A 17454-nucleotide genomic window follows, 5' to 3' on the forward strand; every position below is an offset into this window, starting at 1 on the left:
CGTGCCTACCCGACCACGCGAGGACATGCAGGCGGCCACAACCGGTGTCGGCGCGCGCCTTTCATGGGGAAGGCCGAGAAGGCCCGAACCGCCAGGTGGCCGTCGCCATGTCCGCTTTTGGGTGACCTCGTGGCTCGGCGTCGCCGTGGCCGGTTCCGTTTATTCGACGATCACAGGCGGCCGGGGAGACGCTGCCGGAGACGTTGACCGCTGGGAGGCCTGTCATGCACATCCTGCTCGTCGCCACTGCGTTCAACAGCCTCACACAGCGACTCCACGCCGAACTGAGGGATCACGGTCACACCGTGTCGGTGGAACTCGCCCTGCACGGAGAGTCCTTGGCGGATGCCGTACGCCGTCATGAGCCGCAGCTCGTCGTCGCGCCGATACTGAAGACGGCGATCCCACGCGAGGTGTGGTCCGCGTACACGTGTCTCGTCGTCCACCCCGGCCCCGTCGGGGACCGCGGGCCTTCGTCCCTCGACTGGGCGATGCACGAGGACGTTGGCCACTGGGGTGTGACTGTCCTGCAGGCCAACGCGGAGATGGACGCGGGTGACGTGTGGGCCGCAGCCGCCTGCCCGATGCCGCCGGTGGCCAAGAGCGACCTGTACCGCGGCGAGGTGTCCGACGCGGCGGTGACTGCTGTGATGCTGGCGGTGGAACGGTTCGCCACCGGGACGTACACCCCTCGCGCGCAGACCGGCCAAGGCAGTGGAGGAACCGGCCGAGCCCGGCCGTATCTCGATCAGAGCGTCCGGCGGATCGACTGGGCGTCGGAGTCCACCGAAACGATCGTCCGCAAGCTGCGGGCCGCGGACTCGCAGCCCGGAGTGCTCGACGAACTGCTGGGCGGCGAGTGGTACTTGCACGGGGGCCACCCCGAGGACGAGCTGTGCGGGCACCCAGGCGAACTTCTGGCCACACGAGCCGGAGCTGTCTGCCGCGCGACGACGGACGGCGCCGTGTGGATTCCCGAGCTGCGGCCCCGGCGCAGGCCCGGGCAGCCCCCCACGTTCAAGCTGCCTGCCGTTCAGGCGCTTGCCGGCCGGCTGCCCTCCTTGCCGGAGAGCCCCGCGCCCTTGCGTCTGGACGCGCATCGCCGTACCTGGACGGACATCAGCTACAGGGAGGAGCGCAACGTCGGCATCCTCTCGTTCTCGTTCGCCGGCGGCGCGATGAGCACCACCCAGTGCCGTCGTCTGCTGGCGGCCTATCAGGAGGCCTGCTCGCGTCCCACGTCAGTGCTGGTGCTCGGCGGCAGCCAGGTCTTCTCCAACGGCATCCACCTCAACGTCATCGAGGCGGCCGAAGACCCCGGTGCGGAGTCCTGGGCCAACATCAACGCCATCGACGACCTGGTCGAGGCCGTCCTGATGACCACGGACCGGCTGGTGGTCGCTGCCGTCGGCGGACATGCCGCCGCGGGCGGGGCGATGCTCGCACTGGCAGCGGACGAGGTGTGGTGCAGATCGGGCACCGTGCTGAATCCGCACTACCGGCTGATGGGCCTGTACGGCTCGGAGTACTGGACGTACACGCTGCCTCGCCGCGTCGGTTCGGCGGTGGCAGGGCGTCTGATGCGTCAGGCCCTGCCTGTGAGCGGGCCGTCCGCGCAGCGACTGGGCCTCGTCGAGCGACTGGTCGAGTGCACCCCGCAGGACTTCACCGCAGAGGTCGCCCGGCTCGCCGGGCACCTCGCTTCCCTCCCCGCGGTGCAGCCGCGGATCGCTGCGAAGAAGGCCGAGCGGGACCACCAGGAGAGTCTCAAGCCGCTCGCCGCCTTCCGGGAGGAGGAGCTGGCCCATATGCGGCGGACCTTCTCCGACCCGGCCGCCCCCTACCACGCTTTGCGCCGCGCGTTCGTCCGCAAGGAGAAGCCGCTGCAAACACCGCCGCATCTGGAGGTTCCGGTGTCTGCAACACGCGTGACGGATCAGCTCCGGTCCCAGGCCCGTGTCACCGGACCGGACGCCGAAAACTCGGCTTCAGCACCGGATGTCTGTTAACAAGAAGGCTGAGGTCAAAATGCCGAATTTCATGACATACCTCCCCAAGGAGGCACGCTGATGAATGCAGCCACGTCGACCGCGGCCCAGGACGCGGACGCCGCCGGGGCACCCGCCGATGACGCGCCACCGATCCATATCCTCTGGATCAATGCCGGGCTGAGCTGTGACGGTGACTCGGTAGCCCTGACGGCGGCGATGCAGCCAAGTATCGAGGAGATCGTGCTCGGCGTGCTGCCCGGCCTGCCCAAGATCGCTGTGCACTGGCCCCTGATCGACTTCGAATGTGGGCCGGTCGGGGGCGCGGACACGTTCATCGAATGGTTCTTCAAGGGCGAGCGCGGTGAGATCGACCCCTTCGTCCTGGTGATCGAGGGGTCCGTCCCCAACGAGTCGATCAAGCAGGAAGGCTACTGGTGCGGCTTCGGCGACGATCCCCAAACCGGCCAGCCGATCACCACCAGTGAATGGATCGACCGGCTCGCGCCCAAGGCGCTGGCTGTTGTCGCGATCGGAACGTGTGCCACCTATGGCGGGATCCACGCCATGGCGGGCAACCCGACCGGTGCGATGGGTGTGCCGGACTACCTGGGCTGGGACTGGACGTCCAAGGCCGGCATCCCGATCGTGTGCGTGCCCGGCTGTCCGATCCAGCCCGACAACTTCTCGGAGACCCTGACCTACCTGCTCTACCAGGCGGCGGGCGCCGCTCCGATGATCCCGCTGGACGACAAGCTCCGACCGACGTGGTTGTTCGGCGCCACCGTGCACGAGGGGTGCGATCGCGCGGGCTACTACGAACAGGGACAGTTCGCCGACACCTACGACTCGCCCAAGTGCCTCGTCAAGCTCGGCTGCTGGGGCCCGGTCGTCAAGTGCAACGTGCCCAAGCGGGGCTGGATGAACGGAATCGGCGGCTGTCCGAACGTCGGAGGCATCTGCATCGCCTGCACCATGCCGGGGTTCCCGGACAAGTTCATGCCGTTCATGGACGAACCGCCCGGCGCGAAGGTGTCCAGCACCGCCAGCGGAGCGTACGGCGCGGTGATCCGCAAGCTGCGGACCATCACGGCCAGGACCGTGGACAAGGAGCCGAAGTGGCGCCACACGGGACAGAAGCTGACCACCGGCTACCGGCCGCCCTGGTGAACCCCCGCTGAACCGAAGTACCTGCTCACGCCTCACCGCGCGACCCACCTCCAGCTTGAAGAAGGGCACGGCACTCACGATGGCACCGAAGACGAAGGCGGCCGGCGACGGCAGTGGCCTGGTGGAAATGGCCTGGGATCCGATCACCCGGATCGTGGGCAGTCTCGGCATCCACACAAAGATCGACTTCAAGCAGAAGCGGGTCGCGGAGTGCTACAGCACCTCGTCGGTCTTCCGCGGCTACAGCGTCTTCATGCGCGGCAAGGACCCCCGGGACGCACACTTCATCACCAGCCGCATCTGCGGGATCTGCGGCGACAACCACGCCACGTGTTCGGTGTACACCCAGAACATGGCCTACGGGGTGAAGCCTCCGCACCTGGCTGAGTGGATCATCAACCTCGGCGAGTCCGCCGAGTACATGTTCGACCACAACATCTTCCAGGAGAACCTGGTCGGGGTCGACTACTGCGAAAAGATGGTCCGCGAGACCAACCCCGGCGTCCTTGAGCTCGCCGAGCGCACCGAGGCGCCGCACGCCGGGGACCACGGCTACCGCACCATCGCCGACATCATGCGGTCACTCAACCCCATCGAAGGCGAGTTCTACCGGGAAGCCCTCCAGGTGAGCCGCTACACCCGGGAGATGTTCTGCCTCATGGAGGGCCGCCATGTGCACCCCTCCACGCTCTACCCCGGCGGAGTCGGCACGATTGCCTCCGTTCAGCTCTTCACGGACTACCTCAGCCGCCTCATGCGCTACGTGGAGTTCATGAAGCGAGTCGTCCCCCTGCACGACGACCTGTTCGACTTCTTCTACGAGGCTCTGCCCGGGTACGAGGAAGTCGGCCGCCGACGGGTGCTGCTCGGCTGCTGGGGCGCCCTCAACGACCCCGAGTACTGCGACTTCACCTACGCCAATATGACCGACTGGGGACGGAAGATGTTCGTCACCCCCGGCGTCATCGTCGACGGCAAGCTCGTCACCAACGACCTTACCGAGATCAACCTCGGCATCCGCATCCTGCTGGGCAGTTCGTACTACGACGACTGGCAGGGCCAGGAGCAGTTCGTCACCCACGACCCGCTCGGCAACCCCGTCGACCCGCGCCACCCGTGGAACCAGCACACCATCCCGGCCCCTCAGAAGCGGGACTTCAACGACAAGTACAGCTGGGTGATGTCCCCCCGCTGGTTCGACGGCAAGGACTACCTGCCGCTCGACACCGGCGGTGGCCCCCTCGCCCGCCTGTGGTCCACGGCGCTGTCCGGGCTCGTCGACGTCGGCTATGTCAAGGCCACCGGCAACAGCGTCGTCATCAACCTGCCGCGCACGATGACCAAGCCCGAGACCACCTTCGAGTGGAAGATCCCGCGCTGGAGCAACGCGCTGGAACGAAACCGTGCCCGCACCTACTTCCAGGCCTACGCTGCGGCCATCGCCCTGCACTGCGCCGAGAAGGGCCTGGACGAAGTGCGTGCCGGCCGCACCCAGACCTGGGAGAAGTTCGAGGTGCCGGACCAGTCCATCGGCTGCGGCTTCACCGAGGCCGTACGCGGTGTCCTCTCCCACCACATGGTCATCCGGGACGGGAAGATCGCCAACTACCATCCGTACCCGCCGACTCCGTGGAACGCCAGCACGCGCGACTCCTACGGCACGCCCGGCCCGTACGAGGACGCCGTGCAGAACACGCCGATCTTCGAGGAGAACTCCCCGGAGAACTTCAAGGGCATCGACATCATGCGCACGGTGCGCAGCTTCGACCCCTGCCTGCCCTGCGGCGTTCACATGTACGTCGGCGGCGGAAAGACCGTGAAGTCGATGCACGTGCCCACCGGCCTGAGCGGCCTTTCCGGATGAGCGCGGCAGCCCACACCGCCGCCCCGCCGGCCGATGCTGCCCACCGGGTCATGAACGCGGAGCAGGCAGGACGGCGCGTGGAAGAAGTCCTCGACCGACTGGCCGCCACCGGCGACGAATCGGCGTGTGCCGGGGCCGAGGAACTGGTCAGGGTCCTGATGGACTTCTACGGCGCCGGTCTGGCCCGGATCGTCCGGCTGCTCGATGCCCCCGCCGCCGGCAAATCCCCGGGCAGCCCCCTGGCCGGCCTGCTCGGAGACGAACTGGTCTCGAGCCTGCTGGTCCTGCACGACCTGCACCCCGAGGACACCGCCACGCGCATCGCGCGTGCTCTGGACGCGGCCGGTGACCATGCCTGGGAGGTGGCGGGCTTCGACGACTCCTCCGCAACGCTGCGCCTGCGGTCTGCCGGTGGTGCGGGCTGCGGCTGCGCCGGCACAGCCGCGTCGGCACAGCAGGCAGTCGAGGACGCTCTCACCTGCTTTGCGCCTGAGGTGACGGCCGTGGAAGTGGAGGCCGGCGCCACCGCCCGGGAGCCGGCGCTGCTCCAGATCGGGAAGGCTCCCACGTCCCGTACGGCGCCCGGACCGGCCGTGGCGAAGACGCGGTGAGCGCGCCCCAGCTCCGGCCACAGCCTCCTGGGCCTGCCGGTGAACTGCGCGGCCTGCGACGGTTTCTGACCGAGCGGCCACCCCGGCAGGAGCGCTGCGAACTGTGCGGAGTGGCGGTGGCCGACAACAGCCACCGCCACCTGGTGGACACGGAGAAACGCGCACTTGCCTGCGCCTGCGTCCCGTGTTCCCTCCTGTTCGAGCGGCCCGGTGCCGCGGGCGGCCGCTTCCGGGCGGTGCCGGACCGCTATCTGGCCGACCCGGACCACCGCCTGGACGACAGCGCGTGGGAAGTTCTGCAGATCCCGGTCGGCGTTGCCTTCTTCTTCCGTAACGCGGCGCTCAACCGCCTGGTCGCGCTCTACCCGAGTCCCGCCGGCGCGACCGAGAGTGAACTCGACCCGTCGGCATGGCAGACCGTGCTGGGCGGCAGTCGACTGGCCGCGCTCCTCGAACCCGATGTGGAGGCGCTTCTGTTGCGCCGGGTGGAAGGCCGGGCCGAGTGCTACCTCGTCCCGATCGACATTTGTTACGAACTGGTGGGCCGCATGCGCCTGTTGTGGCAGGGCTTTGACGGCGGAGCCGAGGCCCGGACCGATCTGGAGGCCTTCTTCGCACATGTCGGCGGCCGCGCCCAAGTGGTGCAGGGGGCGGACCGGTCATGACGGAGTTCGCCTTCACGTGTACGGGCGTACGGGCCGATCAGTACGCCGCCGGTCCGACACTCGTCTTCAGGCTGCGCATCACCGCGTCCGACAACGCCCGCGTGCACGCCCTGGCCCTGCGCTGCCAGATCCGTATCGAACCCGCGCGGCGCGGCTACGCTCCCGCGGAGGCCGACGGGCTGGCCGACCTCTTCGGAGAGCGCTCACGCTGGGGCAGCACGCTCCAGCCGGTTCAGTTCGCCCAGGTCTCGCACATGGTTCCCAGCTTCACGGGAGAGACGGAAACCGACCTCGCCGTCCCCTGCACGTACGACATGGACGTCGCCGCCACCCGGTATTTCAACGCCCTCGAGGCGGGCGAGGTGTCGCTGCTCATGCTGTTCTCCGGAACGGCATTCACCGGAGCAGGCGGCTTCCGCGTCGAACCCGTGCCGTGGGACCGGGAGGCGGCCTTCCGGATGCCGGTAAAGGTGTGGCAGGAGATGGTCGAGCAGCACTTCCCCGGCTGCGGCTGGATCCGGCTGCCGCGCGACACCATGGACGCGCTGCTCGCCTTCCGTTCGCGGCGGGCACATCCCTCCTGGGAGGCGGCCGTCCGGGCCCTGCTGGCCGAGGCCGGCACGCCGGACCCCCAGCCGGTCCACGCCCTGGACCGAGCGCTGCTGCCACGCGCTACCGGAAGGACGGCCCGTTGACGACAACTGCCTTCGCACCGGCGACGGAAGCCCGGTTCGCCGTCGCCCGACAGGTGGCCGACGCGGTGCTCTTCGAGGGCTATGTGCTCTACCCGTACCGGGCTTCGGCGGCCAAGAACCGGCTGCGCTGGCAGTTCGGAGTGCTCGTGCCGCCCGCCTGGGGCTCCGAGTGCGAGGAGCACGACTTCCAGCACACCGAATGTCTGATGGAACCGAAGGCGGGCGCGAGGCTGGCGGTCGAGGTGCGTTTCCTGCACGCCCGGCGCAGGACCGTGCAACAGGCCCGGCAGGACGGCGGGTTCGAGACGGTGCCCGAACTCCACCTCGAGGACCGCGTCCTGGTTCCCTGGGACGAGGGCGCCGAGGAGCGTGTCGAGGTGCTCGCAGACGTGGAGGAGCTGGCAGGAGACGGTGTCACTGTTCCCTTCACCCGCCCTGCCCGCGAAGAGACCGAGCCCGTCCTGGACGCGACCGGCCGGACGGTGGGCCGGCTGATTCGCCGATGCGAGGAGATCAGTGGCGCCGTGCGGCTGTCCGCACGTGACCTCGACGGTCCCTACCGGGTGATGCGTCTGACCGCTGTCGTGGAGAACACCAGCAGCTGGAGCCCGCCGGACGGCACGGCCGACCGTGACGCGGCGCTGCCCCGCTCGCTGGTGGCCGCCCATCTGCTGATGGGCCTCAGCGCCGGGTCGTTCCTGTCGATGACGGATCCGCCCGAGTGGGCCAAGGGCGCGATCGCGTCCTGCCGCAACCTGCACACCTGGCCGGTCCTCGCCGGCGAACCCGGCCGCGCGGATCTGGTGCTGTCTTCCCCGATCATCCTGGAGGACCACCCCGCCATCGCCCCGGAGAGCCCAGGGGCTCTCTACGACGCCACCGAGATCGACGAGATCCTCGCGCTGCGCACCGCAGCCCTCACCGACGAGGAGAAGCGCGAGGCTCGTGGCACCGACGAGCGGGCCGGCGCGGTGATCGACCTGGCCGACTCGATGCCTCCTGAAGTCCTTGAGCGCCTGCACGGTGCGGTGCGTGCGCTACGGGAGGTGACCGGCCCCGACGCGTCGGACGCACCCCCGCCGCCCGCCTGTCCCGGGTTTACCGGCGAATACGGCGTGGAGGCACCGGGCACCCCGTGGTGGGACCCGGCGAGCGACTCCGGCTTCGACCCGGCCCGCGACCGCGTCGTCGTGGACGGCCGGTCGCTGGGCGCCGGGAGCCGCGTGCTGCTGCGCCCGGGCCTGCGGCGCACCGACGCACAGGACCTGTTCCTGCACGGCCGCAGCGCCAGGGTCGAGGCGGTGCTGCACGACGTGGACGGGGCCGTGCATCTGGCAGTGACCGTCGAGGGCGATCCAGGAGCCGACATCCGCCGCGAGCAGGGCCGCTTCCTGTACTTCCAGCCCGACGAGGTCGCCCCCCTGGAGGACGCATGACACGTCCTGAGCGGAACAACGACCGGATTCTGGTCGCCGGGGTCGGAAACATCTTCCTCGGCGACGACGGCTTCGGCGTCGAGACCGTGCGCAGGCTGGCCGCGGAACAGCTGCCGGAGCACGCCGAGGTCGTGGACATCGGCGTACGGGGCGTGCACCTGGCGTATCAGCTTCTCGACGGCTACGACACGCTCGTCCTGGTCGATGCCACGGCGCGCGGCGGCGAACCCGGCACGGTGTATCTGATCGAAGCCGACGGCGCGGGCGGCATCGAGCCCCGGAACGCGCTGCTGGACGGTCACCGCATGTCCCCCGACGCGGTCCTGGCTCTCCTGGAGACCCTCTGCGCCGGCACCGGCGCGCGGCCGCCGCGGCGCATCCTGGTAGTGGGATGCGAACCCGCCGGTGTGGAGGAAGGCATCGGTCTCAGTCCCGCCGTGGGCGCCGCGGTGCCGGAGGCCGTACGGCTGATCATGGGCTTGCTGCGGGACGGCGAGCAGGAATCGTCCGCGCCACCGGCTGCGGTCGGCGAGGCTGCGAAGTGAGGAGAAGAGCATGAAGAAGACGATCATCGGTGGCGCGGCCGCCGCTACTGCCGCGACTGCGCTGGCCGCCGTCGTCAGGCTGGCCCTGCCGGACCTCATGCGCTATCTGCGCATCCGCAGGATGTGACGCGACTGAGGTGACCGGCGTCAGTAGGCGCCGTTCACATTGTCGATCGAGCCGTACCTGGCGGCCGCGTAGTTGCACGCGGCGGTGATGTTGGCGACCGGGTCGTAGCTGTTCATTGACGTACCGGGCACGTGATAGGCACGGAACGTCGGATCGATGACCTGGAGGAGCCCCTTGGACGGGGTTCCCTTCACGGCGTTGGAGTCCCAGTTGTTGATGGCCAGCGGGTTGCCCGAGGACTCGCGCATAATGTTCCGGTGGATGCCGTTGTACGAGCCGGGGATGCCGTGCTTGGCCATGACGTCCAGCGACTCCCTGATCCAGCCGTCGAGGTTGTTCGAATAGGTCGCGGGCTTCGCGGCGGTGGCGGCGCCATTGGTGGCCAGCGTGCTCCTCTGCGCGGAGCGGCTGGCCCGCTCGTCCGGAGCAGACGTGTTGGGGGTCACCTTGGCCTTTTTGCCGACCGACAGCTTGAGACCCGTGTGAATCAGCGAAGGGTTGCTACCGATTGCCCGCCGGTTGTCCTTGTACAGCCGCATCCAGCCGCCGCTCAGGGAGTGTGCCCGTGCGATCTTGGAAAGGGAGTCGCCCACAACGACGGAATAGGTGGTGGGCAGGGCCTTCTTCGCGGCGACGGGCGTGGTGCCCGCGACGGTCGGCGCCACAGCCTTTTCAGCTGTGAAGGGATGCGCCGTCGGCTGTGCCGCGCCGGCAGTGGTCGCGCCGATCACCGGCAGAACGAGTGCGGCACCTCCCGCACCCGCAGCGACGAAACCCCGAGTGATCGGGCTGGACTTGGGACGGCGATGCTTACCCTTTGCGGGCATGGCGAGTTCCTCTCCGTCGCCTGCGAGGTCAGCTGTCGGGTTCGGGCTGGAGATGCCCGGCCGCAGGGGGAATGCGACTTCACCCCGAGCCGTTCCGGGTTCCGGATCGGCGGCTTACCTGGGTCCCCCGCTCCTGCCGTACGTAAGTGGGTGGGTTTTGCCGGACGGCGGCAGGATTCGGCGTTCCGTCCGGATTGCGGTGACCGTAAGCGAAAAGGGCTGGATGGAACAAGCCCTGAATTCACCACTGCAATCCACGCGGCGGATTCTGCCGCGGAAAATCCCGTGATCCACCGAGGGCGGGAAACTCAACTTTCTTTCTGGGGCACGGGACTGAGCCGGGCCGGCGCCCTTCGCGCAGCGTCACGGACGTGACCCATATCACGAGCGTCGATGCGGGACGGTCTGCCCCACGGCGCCGCGAAAATGCACGACAAGTCGCGTGATTTCCCGCAAAATGGATGTCGGGAGCAATGTCGAGCAAACGCCCATTCCGGACACTTCGAAGCGTGATCGCGCTCCCGGAGTGCGTATTAAATCCCCACATTCGACCTATCCATGCATTAATGCCATATAGGTATGTTCTGTCCGTTTAAGTAGTAATTGGAGCCACCCTCCCGGCCGGGCGGTTCCGTGGCGACGTGCACCCCGGGACCGGTACGGCTTCCGCCGCTGCCCCGAACGGTGTACGCGGCCGGGTGGCGTCGGCGTGCCGGGCTCCCCGCCGCCGGGTCCCGGCCTGTAATGGTGCCGAACGGCCCCAGCGCTCAGCTGGCGCGGGCGGGCGACGCCCACCGGGCCCAGAGCGTTCGACGGCGGTCGGCCAGTGCCAGGACGGAGAGCGATGCACGAGATGTCCATCGCGTTGGCTGTCGTCGGCCAGGTGGAGCAGGCGGCGGCCGAAGCAGGCGGCGTCACCGCGGTGACGTCCGTACGCCTCCAGGTCGGCGAGTTGGCCGGAGTGGTCCCCGACGCTCTCTCCTTCTGCTTCGAACTGGCCTGTGCCGGGACCGTTCTGGAAGGTGCCGAGCTGGTCGCGGACTCCGTGCCGGGTCGTGCCCGCTGCGAACCGTGCGCGGATGAATGGGCGGTCGGAATGCCGCCGCAACTGTGCTGTCCGATGTGCGGAGAGGCGACCGCCGAGCTGCTCTCGGGACGCGAACTGCAGATCGTCAGCGTGCACTGGGAGGACGGCCAGGAGCACGAACGGGCCCGTGAACCCATTTTCGAGGAGTGCTGAAGCATGTGCCGTGTGGTCGATCTGCAACAGGCGGTCCTCGCCAAGAACGATGCGACCGCGCACACGCTGCGCGCCGAACTTGCCGCCCGCGGCACCACGATCGTCAATCTGCTGTCCAGCCCCGGCAGTGGGAAGACCGCTCTGCTGGAGGGCGAGCTGCTGCTGGCGCGGGAGCGGGGAGTACGGGTCGCGGCCCTGACCGCCGACCTCGCCACCGAGAACGACGCTGTGCGCCTGGCTCGTTCAGGAGTCCCGGTCAAGCAGGTGCTGACCGACGGTCTGTGCCATCTGGAGGCCGGGATGCTGAGCCGGCACCTGGACGGATGGCTGTCCGAGGACACCCGGCTGCTGTTCGTGGAGAACGTCGGCAACCTGGTCTGTCCGGCCTCGTACGACCTCGGTGAGTCCGTGCGGGTTGTGCTCGCCTCTGTGACGGAGGGGGAGGACAAGCCGCTGAAGTACCCCACCGCCTTCGGTCTGGCGCACCTGGTGGTGGTGACCAAGACCGACATCGCAGAGGCGGTCGAGTTCGACGAGGCGGCGTTCCGGGCGAACGTCGCGCAGGTCAACCCGGGGGTGGAAGTGCTGCTGACGTCCGCGCGTCGGGGCGACGGCGTCGGCGCGTTGCTGGACCGGGCGACGGCGGCAGCGGACGGCGGGCCGGTCCACGCGCCCGTCATGGCCCGTCAGGAGCATCTCCATCAGCACGAACACGGTACGCATACCCATACGGCGGCCGCCGGCGCCATGGCGCAGTCCGGCTCGTGAGCGGTCCGCAGTCGGCCGCCGTCGCCGCGGAGGAGGCGGTGCAGCGCAGGCGGGTCACTGTCCGGGGCGTGGTTCAAGGCGTCGGGTTCCGGCCGTTCCTGTACACACTCGCCACCGGGCTCGACCTGGTCGGCCATGTGACCAACACCGGTGAGGGCGTTGTCGCGGAAGTCGAAGGGCCACCCGCTGACGTCGCTCTCTTCTGTGCCCGCATCTCCGCGGACGCGCCGCCTCTCGCGCGGGTGGAGTCCGTCGACCATCAGGAGGTCCCCACCACCGGGGGTGACGGGTTCACCATCGCCGCATCCACCACGGGCGGACCCGCGCGCACCCTGGTGTCGCCGGACATGGCGACCTGCGCCACCTGTCTGGCGGAACTGGCCGATCCGGCCGACCGGCGTCACCGCCACCCCTTCATCACCTGCACGCACTGCGGCCCCCGCTTCACGATCGTCCGCGGTCTTCCGTACGACCGGGACCACACGACCATGGCCGACTTCCCGATGTGCGCCGACTGCGCCCGGGAGTACTCCGATCCGGCCGACCGCCGCTTTCATGCGCAGCCGGTCGCCTGCCACGCCTGCGGCCCCCGCCTGCGTCTGCTCGTGGCGCAAGCGAATACGGAGGATTCGCCTCGGCCCGTATCCGCCGAGGACCCCGTCGCCGAGGCCCGCAGGCTCCTGTCCCAGGGCGCGATCCTCGCCGTGAAGGGCCTCGGCGGCTACCACCTCGCTTGCGACGCCTCCAACTCCCGGGCCGTGGCCACGTTGCGCCACCGCAAGGCCCGGGGGAACAAACCGTTCGCCCTGATGGCCAGGAGCATCGCCGACATCGAGCACCTTGTGCACCTGGGCCCCCAGGAGCGAAGCCTGCTGACGGGCGGCGTCAGGCCCATCGTCCTGCTGCGCCGTCGGCCTGACGCTGTGCCGCCGGGACTGCCGAATCCCTCGGAGGAGGTCGCCCCCGGCAGTCCCGATCTCGGCATGATGCTTGCCTACACACCTCTGCACCATCTGCTTCTCGGCCTGCCCGGCGATGCCGACGGGCCGTGCCTGCTCGTGATGACCAGCGGGAATGTGGCGGGGGAGCCGATCGTCACCGAAGACACCGACGCACTGACCCGGCTGGCGCACCTGGCAGACGCCTGGCTCACGCACGACCGCGGGATCCACGTGCCGTGCGACGACTCCGTGGTGCGGGTGTGCGACGGGGAGCCGCTGACGATCCGCCGCGCTCGTGGCTACGCCCCATTGCCCGTCGTACTGCCCCTACCCGTGCCGGCGGCCCTCGCTGTCGGTGGCGACCTCAAGAACGCGTTCTGTCTCGCGGAAGGGCACAGGGCCTGGCTCTCGGCCCATATCGGGGACATGGACGACCTCGCCACGCAGCAGGCGTTCGAGCGCGCCGAAACGCAATTGGAGTCGATCACCGGGGTGAACCCTGAGCTGTTGGCGGCCGACCGGCATCCCGGCTATCGCTCCGGACAGTGGGCCGGCCGGCACGCGGCCGGCCGGCCGGTCGTGCGGGTACAGCACCATCACGCACACGTCGCCGCCGCGATGGCGGAGCACGGACTGGACGGGAGCCGCCCCGTGATCGGGGTCGCGTTCGACGGCACTGGCTACGGTGACGACGGGGCGGTGTGGGGCGGGGAGTTCTTGCTGGCGGACTACGACGGGTTCAGCCGCTTCGGACACGTCGCTTATGTATCCCTGCCGGGCGGCGACGCCGCGGTGCGCCGGCCGTACCGAATGGCACTCGCACATCTGCGCGCAGCCGGCATCGCCTGGTCCCAGGACCTGCCCTGCACTGCCGCCTGCCCTCCCGACGAACTCCGGGTACTGGAACACCAGTTGGAGCGGAACCTGAACTGTGTGCCCACGTCCAGCATGGGGCGGCTCTTCGACGCCGTCTCCTCGCTCGCGGGCGTCTGCCATCAGTCCGGATACGAAGCCCAGGCAGCCATTGAGCTGGAGGCGGCCGCGCTCACGGCGGCGGCCGAGGACGTCGTCGGCTACGCGTTCGCCGTGCGGCCTCCGGGTGATGGCCGGGCTGCGGTGGCCGCTGACCCTGCACCCGTTCTGGCAGCAGTCGTCGACGACGTACGGGCGGGCACACCTCCGGCCCTTGTCGCCGCGCGCTTCCACCGGGCCGTCGCCGATCTCGTACACAAGATCTGCGTCATGGCGCGAGACAAGCGCGGACTGAACACCGTAACTCTGACCGGCGGTGTCTTCGCCAACACTCTGCTCTCCTCGGCGTGCGTACGGACGCTTCGCGAGGACGGCTTCACCGTCCTGCGCCACCACCAAGTCCCGCCGAACGACGGGGGGCTGGCGCTGGGTCAACTGATGGTGGCCGCACATGCCGCCGTGGCCCTGCGCGCAGGAGGCGACTGACGACGTGCCCCGGGGAGACCGGGCGACGAAACACCCACAGCGAGGAGAAGGACATGTGCCTGGCGGTACCCGGGAGAGTCCTGGACATCGAAGAACGCGACGGCACCCGTATGGCCCGCGTTGACTTCGGCGGTGTCGTCAAGGAGGTGTGCCTGGAGTATCTGCCGGACCTCCAGGTCGGCGAGTACGCCATCGTGCATGTGGGGTTCGCCCTGCAGCGCCTGGACGAGGAGTCGGCCAAGAAGACCCTCGAGCTCTTTGCCACGCTCGGGTTGCTCCAGGAGGAGTTCGGCGATCCGTGGGAGCCGGTGGCGCAAGCCGGCGGATCCCCGTTGCCCGCCGCCGGCATCGACACGCCTCAGGAGGCCGAGAAGTGAAGTACATCGACGAGTTCCAGGACCCGGATCTGGCGCGCCGCCTGCTCGACGACATCCATTCCACCGTGACCAGACCGTGGGCGCTGATGGAGGTCTGCGGTGGACAGACGCACACGATCATCCGACACGGCATCGACCAGTTGCTCCCTGACCAGGTGGAATTGATCCACGGACCCGGCTGTCCCGTGTGCGTCACCCCGCTGGAAGTCATCGACAAGGCGCTGGAGATCGCCTCCCGCCCCGAGGTGATCTTCTGCTCCTTCGGTGACATGCTCCGCGTGCCCGGCACCGGCCGTGACCTGTTCCAGGTCCGTAGCGAAGGCGGCGATGTACGGGTCGTCTACTCGCCGCTCGACGCCCTGAAGATCGCTCAGCAGAACCCGGACCGGGAAGTGGTGTTCTTCGGTATCGGATTCGAGACGACCGCGCCGCCCAATGCCATGACGGTGTATCAGGCGCGCAGGCTCGGCATCCAGAACTTCAGTTTGCTGGTGTCCCATGTCAGGGTGCCTCCCGCGATCGAGGCGATCATGCAGTCCCCGAGCTGCCGGGTGCAGGCCTTTCTCGCGGCCGGGCATGTGTGCAGCGTGATGGGCGTCGCGGAGTATCCCGAGCTGGCCGAGCGGTTCCGTGTCCCGATCGTCGTGACCGGATTCGAACCGCTGGACATCCTGGAGGGGGTGCGCAGGGCCGTACGGCAGCTGGAACGCGGTGAGCACACCGTGGACAACGCCTATCCGCGTGCCGTGCGCCCCGAGGGAAACCACGCCGCTCAAGCGATGCTGGCGGATGTCTTCGAGGTCACCGATCGCGCCTGGCGCGGCATCGGAACGATCCCCGGCAGCGGCTGGCGGCTGTCCTCGCGGTACCGGGAGTACGACGCCGAGTACCGCTTCTCGGTCACCGGCATCCAGACCAGGGAGCCGGCGGAGTGCCGCAGCGGCGAGGTCCTGCAGGGATTGCTGAAGCCTCATGAATGCGAGGCCTTCGGCACGCTGTGCACGCCGCGGACCCCGCTCGGCGCCACCATGGTCTCCAGTGAGGGCGCGTGCGCCGCGTACTACCTCTACCGGCGGCTGGACATCACGAACGCATCGCTGGAGGCGAGCCCCGTTGTCTGAGACCACAGAAGCGCTCTCGAGCGATACGCCGTTGAACGGCTCACCGCAGGCCGCCGGGCCGGGTCTGCCGGACCTCACGGCGTGGACCTGCCCAGCCCCGCTGCGGGACCAGAGCCGGGTGGTGATGGGCCACGGCGGTGGCGGCGTGCTCTCCGCCGAGCTCGTCCAGCACATTTTCGCGCCGGCCTTCGGGGGAGAGGTGCTCGGCCAGCTGGGCGATTCCGCGGCGCTCTCGCTCGGCGGAGTCCGGCTGGCCTTCTCCACGGATTCCTTCGTGGTGCGGCCGCTGTTCTTCCCCGGCGGCAGTATCGGTGATCTGGCTGTCAACGGCACCGTCAACGACCTTGCCATGAGCGGCGCCCGAGCCGCTTATCTCTCCTGCGGATTCATCCTGGAGGAGGGGGTCGAGCTCTCGGTGGTCTCGCGTGTGTCGCAGGCGCTCGGTTCGGCCGCGCGCACCGCGGGGGTCGAAGTGGTGACGGGCGACACCAAGGTGGTCGAAGCCGGCCACGGTGACGGGATCTTCATCAACACCGCGGGGATCGGCATCATCCCGACGGGCGTCGATCTGCGGCCGCAGCGCGTCGTCCCCGGTGATGTTGTGATCGTCAGCGGCGCGATCGGCGTCCATGGCGTCGCGATCATGAGCGTCCGCGAGGGCCTCGAGTTCGGTGTGGAGATCGAAAGCGATTGCGCGGCCCTCGGGGGCCTGGTGGAGACGATGCTCGCTGTCACCCCGGACCTGCATGTGCTGCGCGATCCCACGCGCGGAGGCCTGGCAGCCGCCCTGAACGAGATCGCGGCAGCCTCCGGCGCCGGAGTCGTCATCCAGGAGCGCACCATTCCTGTCCCTCCACCCGTGGCCAACGCCTGTGCCATCCTGGGGCTGGACCCGATGTACGTCGCCAACGAGGGCAAGCTCGTGGCGTTCGTTCCGCGCGAGCACGCGGAGCCGGTCCTGGAAGCGATGCGCTCGCACCCTCTGGGCGCTGACGCCACTGTGATCGGCGAAGCTGTGGAGGCGCACCCCGGAATGGTGGTGGCGCGTACCGGACTTGGCGGCACGCGGGTGGTGGACCTGCCGATCGGGGAGCAGTTGCCACGAATCTGCTGATGCCGTCGTCGCGGAACGCGTCACACATCCACGTTCACACCACCGGGCCGGGCACCGGTGTCGTGCTGGCACATCGTCGGCTGCCCGGCCGCTCTCCGGAGGCAGCCTGGTTGCAGCTCACCGGCGGGCCGCCCGCTGGCTGTGGGGCACCGCCGAACCCGTGAGCCTTCCGTCGGAGCCCACCGAAGCGGGGCTGCGCCCGGGAATGCGGCGGGGTCTTGGTTCGTTACTGCCATCAGCCCATCGATGAAAACGAAAACCATCCCGTTTATGGGATGGGGTCCAGCGGAATCGCCGGGAGGCACCCCATGGCACGAAGCGACACCCGACCGGTCATCATCCTGCGGTCGACTGCCGGGACCGGTGACACCTACGTCACCCGCAAGAGCCGGCGCAACGACCCCGACCGCCTGCTCCTGCGCAAGTACGACGCCACCGTCGGCCGGCACGTTCTGTTCCGTGAGGAACGCTGACGCCGGAGCCTATGGCGGACGCCCCGCGGTGGGC

At 68.9% G+C, this 17454-nt stretch carries 17 protein-coding genes and 1 riboswitch; of the genes, 16 read left to right on the forward strand and 1 reads right to left on the reverse strand.

Going from position 1 to position 17454, the window contains the following annotated elements; all coding sequences use genetic code 11:
* Positions 1 to 224: 224 nt before the first annotated feature.
* The 9 genes from OG735_RS38920 (at position 225) to OG735_RS42185 (ending at position 9101) form a co-directional block, all read left to right on the forward strand.
* On the forward strand, positions 225 to 2009 hold the full coding sequence (locus OG735_RS38920) for an enoyl-CoA hydratase-related protein (protein WP_327327854.1): 1785 nt from the start codon (positions 225 to 227) through the stop codon (positions 2007 to 2009).
* Between the two features lie 60 nt (positions 2010 to 2069).
* Positions 2070 to 3158: a hydrogenase expression protein HypE gene (locus tag OG735_RS38925; RefSeq protein ID WP_327327855.1), complete on the forward strand. Its 1089-nt coding sequence runs from the start codon at positions 2070 to 2072 to the stop codon at positions 3156 to 3158.
* Positions 3159 to 3237: 79 nt separating this feature from the next.
* Positions 3238 to 5022 (forward strand): nickel-dependent hydrogenase large subunit, encoded by a 1785-nt coding sequence (locus OG735_RS38930; protein WP_327327856.1) that lies wholly within the window; start codon positions 3238 to 3240, stop codon positions 5020 to 5022.
* Complete coding sequence (locus OG735_RS38935) at positions 5019 to 5633, forward strand: hypothetical protein (protein WP_327327857.1); 615 nt, start codon at positions 5019 to 5021, stop codon at positions 5631 to 5633. Before OG735_RS38930 ends, OG735_RS38935 begins: the two co-directional genes overlap by 4 nt.
* Positions 5630 to 6298 carry a DUF5947 family protein gene (locus OG735_RS38940; RefSeq protein WP_442812564.1) on the forward strand — a complete coding sequence of 223 codons (669 nt, stop codon included), beginning with the start codon at positions 5630 to 5632 and terminating at the stop codon, positions 6296 to 6298. The genes OG735_RS38935 and OG735_RS38940 overlap by 4 nt, the downstream gene beginning before the upstream one ends.
* Positions 6295 to 6993 (forward strand): DUF6084 family protein, encoded by a 699-nt coding sequence (locus OG735_RS38945; RefSeq protein ID WP_327327858.1) that lies wholly within the window; start codon positions 6295 to 6297, stop codon positions 6991 to 6993. Before OG735_RS38940 ends, OG735_RS38945 begins: the two co-directional genes overlap by 4 nt.
* Positions 6990 to 8429, forward strand: coding sequence for a hypothetical protein (locus tag OG735_RS38950; protein WP_327327859.1), 1440 nt, complete (start codon positions 6990 to 6992; stop codon positions 8427 to 8429). The genes OG735_RS38945 and OG735_RS38950 overlap by 4 nt, the downstream gene beginning before the upstream one ends.
* Positions 8426 to 8974, forward strand: a complete 549-nt coding sequence (locus OG735_RS38955; RefSeq protein ID WP_327327860.1) for a hydrogenase maturation protease — start codon at positions 8426 to 8428, stop codon at positions 8972 to 8974. Before OG735_RS38950 ends, OG735_RS38955 begins: the two co-directional genes overlap by 4 nt.
* A 10-nt stretch (positions 8975 to 8984) precedes the next feature.
* Entirely contained in the window at positions 8985 to 9101 is a 117-nt protein-coding gene (locus tag OG735_RS42185) for a DUF6893 family small protein (protein WP_442812565.1), read from the forward strand.
* Between the two features lie 20 nt (positions 9102 to 9121).
* Here OG735_RS42185 and OG735_RS38960 read toward each other — a convergent pair whose 3' ends face one another.
* Positions 9122 to 9928, reverse strand: a complete 807-nt coding sequence (locus OG735_RS38960; protein WP_327327861.1) for a transglycosylase SLT domain-containing protein — start codon at positions 9926 to 9928, stop codon at positions 9122 to 9124.
* A 4-nt stretch (positions 9929 to 9932) separates the two neighbouring features.
* Positions 9933 to 10091: riboswitch (cyclic di-AMP (ydaO/yuaA leader) on the reverse strand.
* Between the two features lie 681 nt (positions 10092 to 10772).
* Here OG735_RS38960 and OG735_RS38965 point away from each other — a divergent pair.
* From OG735_RS38965 to rpmG, 7 genes are all read left to right on the forward strand, one after another.
* Complete coding sequence (locus OG735_RS38965) at positions 10773 to 11168, forward strand: hydrogenase maturation nickel metallochaperone HypA/HybF (RefSeq protein ID WP_327327862.1); 396 nt, start codon at positions 10773 to 10775, stop codon at positions 11166 to 11168.
* 3 nt (positions 11169 to 11171) lie between these two features.
* Positions 11172 to 11936, forward strand: a complete 765-nt coding sequence (gene hypB / locus OG735_RS38970; protein WP_327327863.1) for a hydrogenase nickel incorporation protein HypB — start codon at positions 11172 to 11174, stop codon at positions 11934 to 11936.
* Complete coding sequence (gene hypF / locus OG735_RS38975) at positions 11933 to 14335, forward strand: carbamoyltransferase HypF (RefSeq protein WP_327327864.1); 2403 nt, start codon at positions 11933 to 11935, stop codon at positions 14333 to 14335. Before hypB ends, hypF begins: the two co-directional genes overlap by 4 nt.
* Before the next feature lie 53 nt (positions 14336 to 14388).
* The gene (locus OG735_RS38980) at positions 14389 to 14712 is read left to right on the forward strand and encodes a HypC/HybG/HupF family hydrogenase formation chaperone (protein ID WP_327327865.1); all 324 of its coding nucleotides are present in this window, start codon (positions 14389 to 14391) and stop codon (positions 14710 to 14712) included.
* Positions 14709 to 15833 (forward strand): hydrogenase formation protein HypD, encoded by a 1125-nt coding sequence (hypD, locus tag OG735_RS38985; protein ID WP_327327866.1) that lies wholly within the window; start codon positions 14709 to 14711, stop codon positions 15831 to 15833. The genes OG735_RS38980 and hypD overlap by 4 nt, the downstream gene beginning before the upstream one ends.
* Before the next feature lie 31 nt (positions 15834 to 15864).
* Complete coding sequence (gene hypE / locus OG735_RS38990) at positions 15865 to 16947, forward strand: hydrogenase expression/formation protein HypE (protein ID WP_327328606.1); 1083 nt, start codon at positions 15865 to 15867, stop codon at positions 16945 to 16947.
* 308 nt (positions 16948 to 17255) lie between these two features.
* Entirely contained in the window at positions 17256 to 17420 is a 165-nt protein-coding gene (gene rpmG, locus OG735_RS38995) for a 50S ribosomal protein L33 (RefSeq protein WP_327327867.1), read from the forward strand.
* Positions 17421 to 17454: the final 34 nt, after the last annotated feature.

The sequence above is a fragment of the Streptomyces sp. NBC_01210 genome (assembly GCF_036010325.1).
In the GTDB taxonomy this organism is placed as follows: domain Bacteria; phylum Actinomycetota; class Actinomycetes; order Streptomycetales; family Streptomycetaceae; genus Streptomyces.

Excerpts from the sequence above, each read along its gene's own strand:
- OG735_RS42185 (WP_442812565.1), top strand. The coding sequence starts at position 8,985 with ATGAAGAAGACGATCATCGGTGGCGCGGCCGCCGCTACTGCCGCGACT.
- OG735_RS38925 (WP_327327855.1), top strand. The coding sequence starts at position 2,070 with ATGAATGCAGCCACGTCGACCGCGGCCCAGGACGCGGACGCCGCCGGG.
- OG735_RS38920 (WP_327327854.1), top strand. The coding sequence starts at position 225 with ATGCACATCCTGCTCGTCGCCACTGCGTTCAACAGCCTCACACAGCGA.
- rpmG (WP_327327867.1), top strand. The coding sequence starts at position 17,256 with ATGGCACGAAGCGACACCCGACCGGTCATCATCCTGCGGTCGACTGCC.
- OG735_RS38930 (WP_327327856.1), top strand. The coding sequence starts at position 3,238 with ATGGCACCGAAGACGAAGGCGGCCGGCGACGGCAGTGGCCTGGTGGAA.
- OG735_RS38945 (WP_327327858.1), top strand. The coding sequence starts at position 6,295 with ATGACGGAGTTCGCCTTCACGTGTACGGGCGTACGGGCCGATCAGTAC.
- OG735_RS38965 (WP_327327862.1), top strand. The coding sequence starts at position 10,773 with ATGCACGAGATGTCCATCGCGTTGGCTGTCGTCGGCCAGGTGGAGCAG.
- OG735_RS38935 (WP_327327857.1), top strand. The coding sequence starts at position 5,019 with ATGAGCGCGGCAGCCCACACCGCCGCCCCGCCGGCCGATGCTGCCCAC.
- OG735_RS38980 (WP_327327865.1), top strand. The coding sequence starts at position 14,389 with ATGTGCCTGGCGGTACCCGGGAGAGTCCTGGACATCGAAGAACGCGAC.
- OG735_RS38960 (WP_327327861.1), bottom strand. The coding sequence starts at position 9,928 with ATGCCCGCAAAGGGTAAGCATCGCCGTCCCAAGTCCAGCCCGATCACT.
- OG735_RS38955 (WP_327327860.1), top strand. The coding sequence starts at position 8,426 with ATGACACGTCCTGAGCGGAACAACGACCGGATTCTGGTCGCCGGGGTC.
- hypB (WP_327327863.1), top strand. The coding sequence starts at position 11,172 with ATGTGCCGTGTGGTCGATCTGCAACAGGCGGTCCTCGCCAAGAACGAT.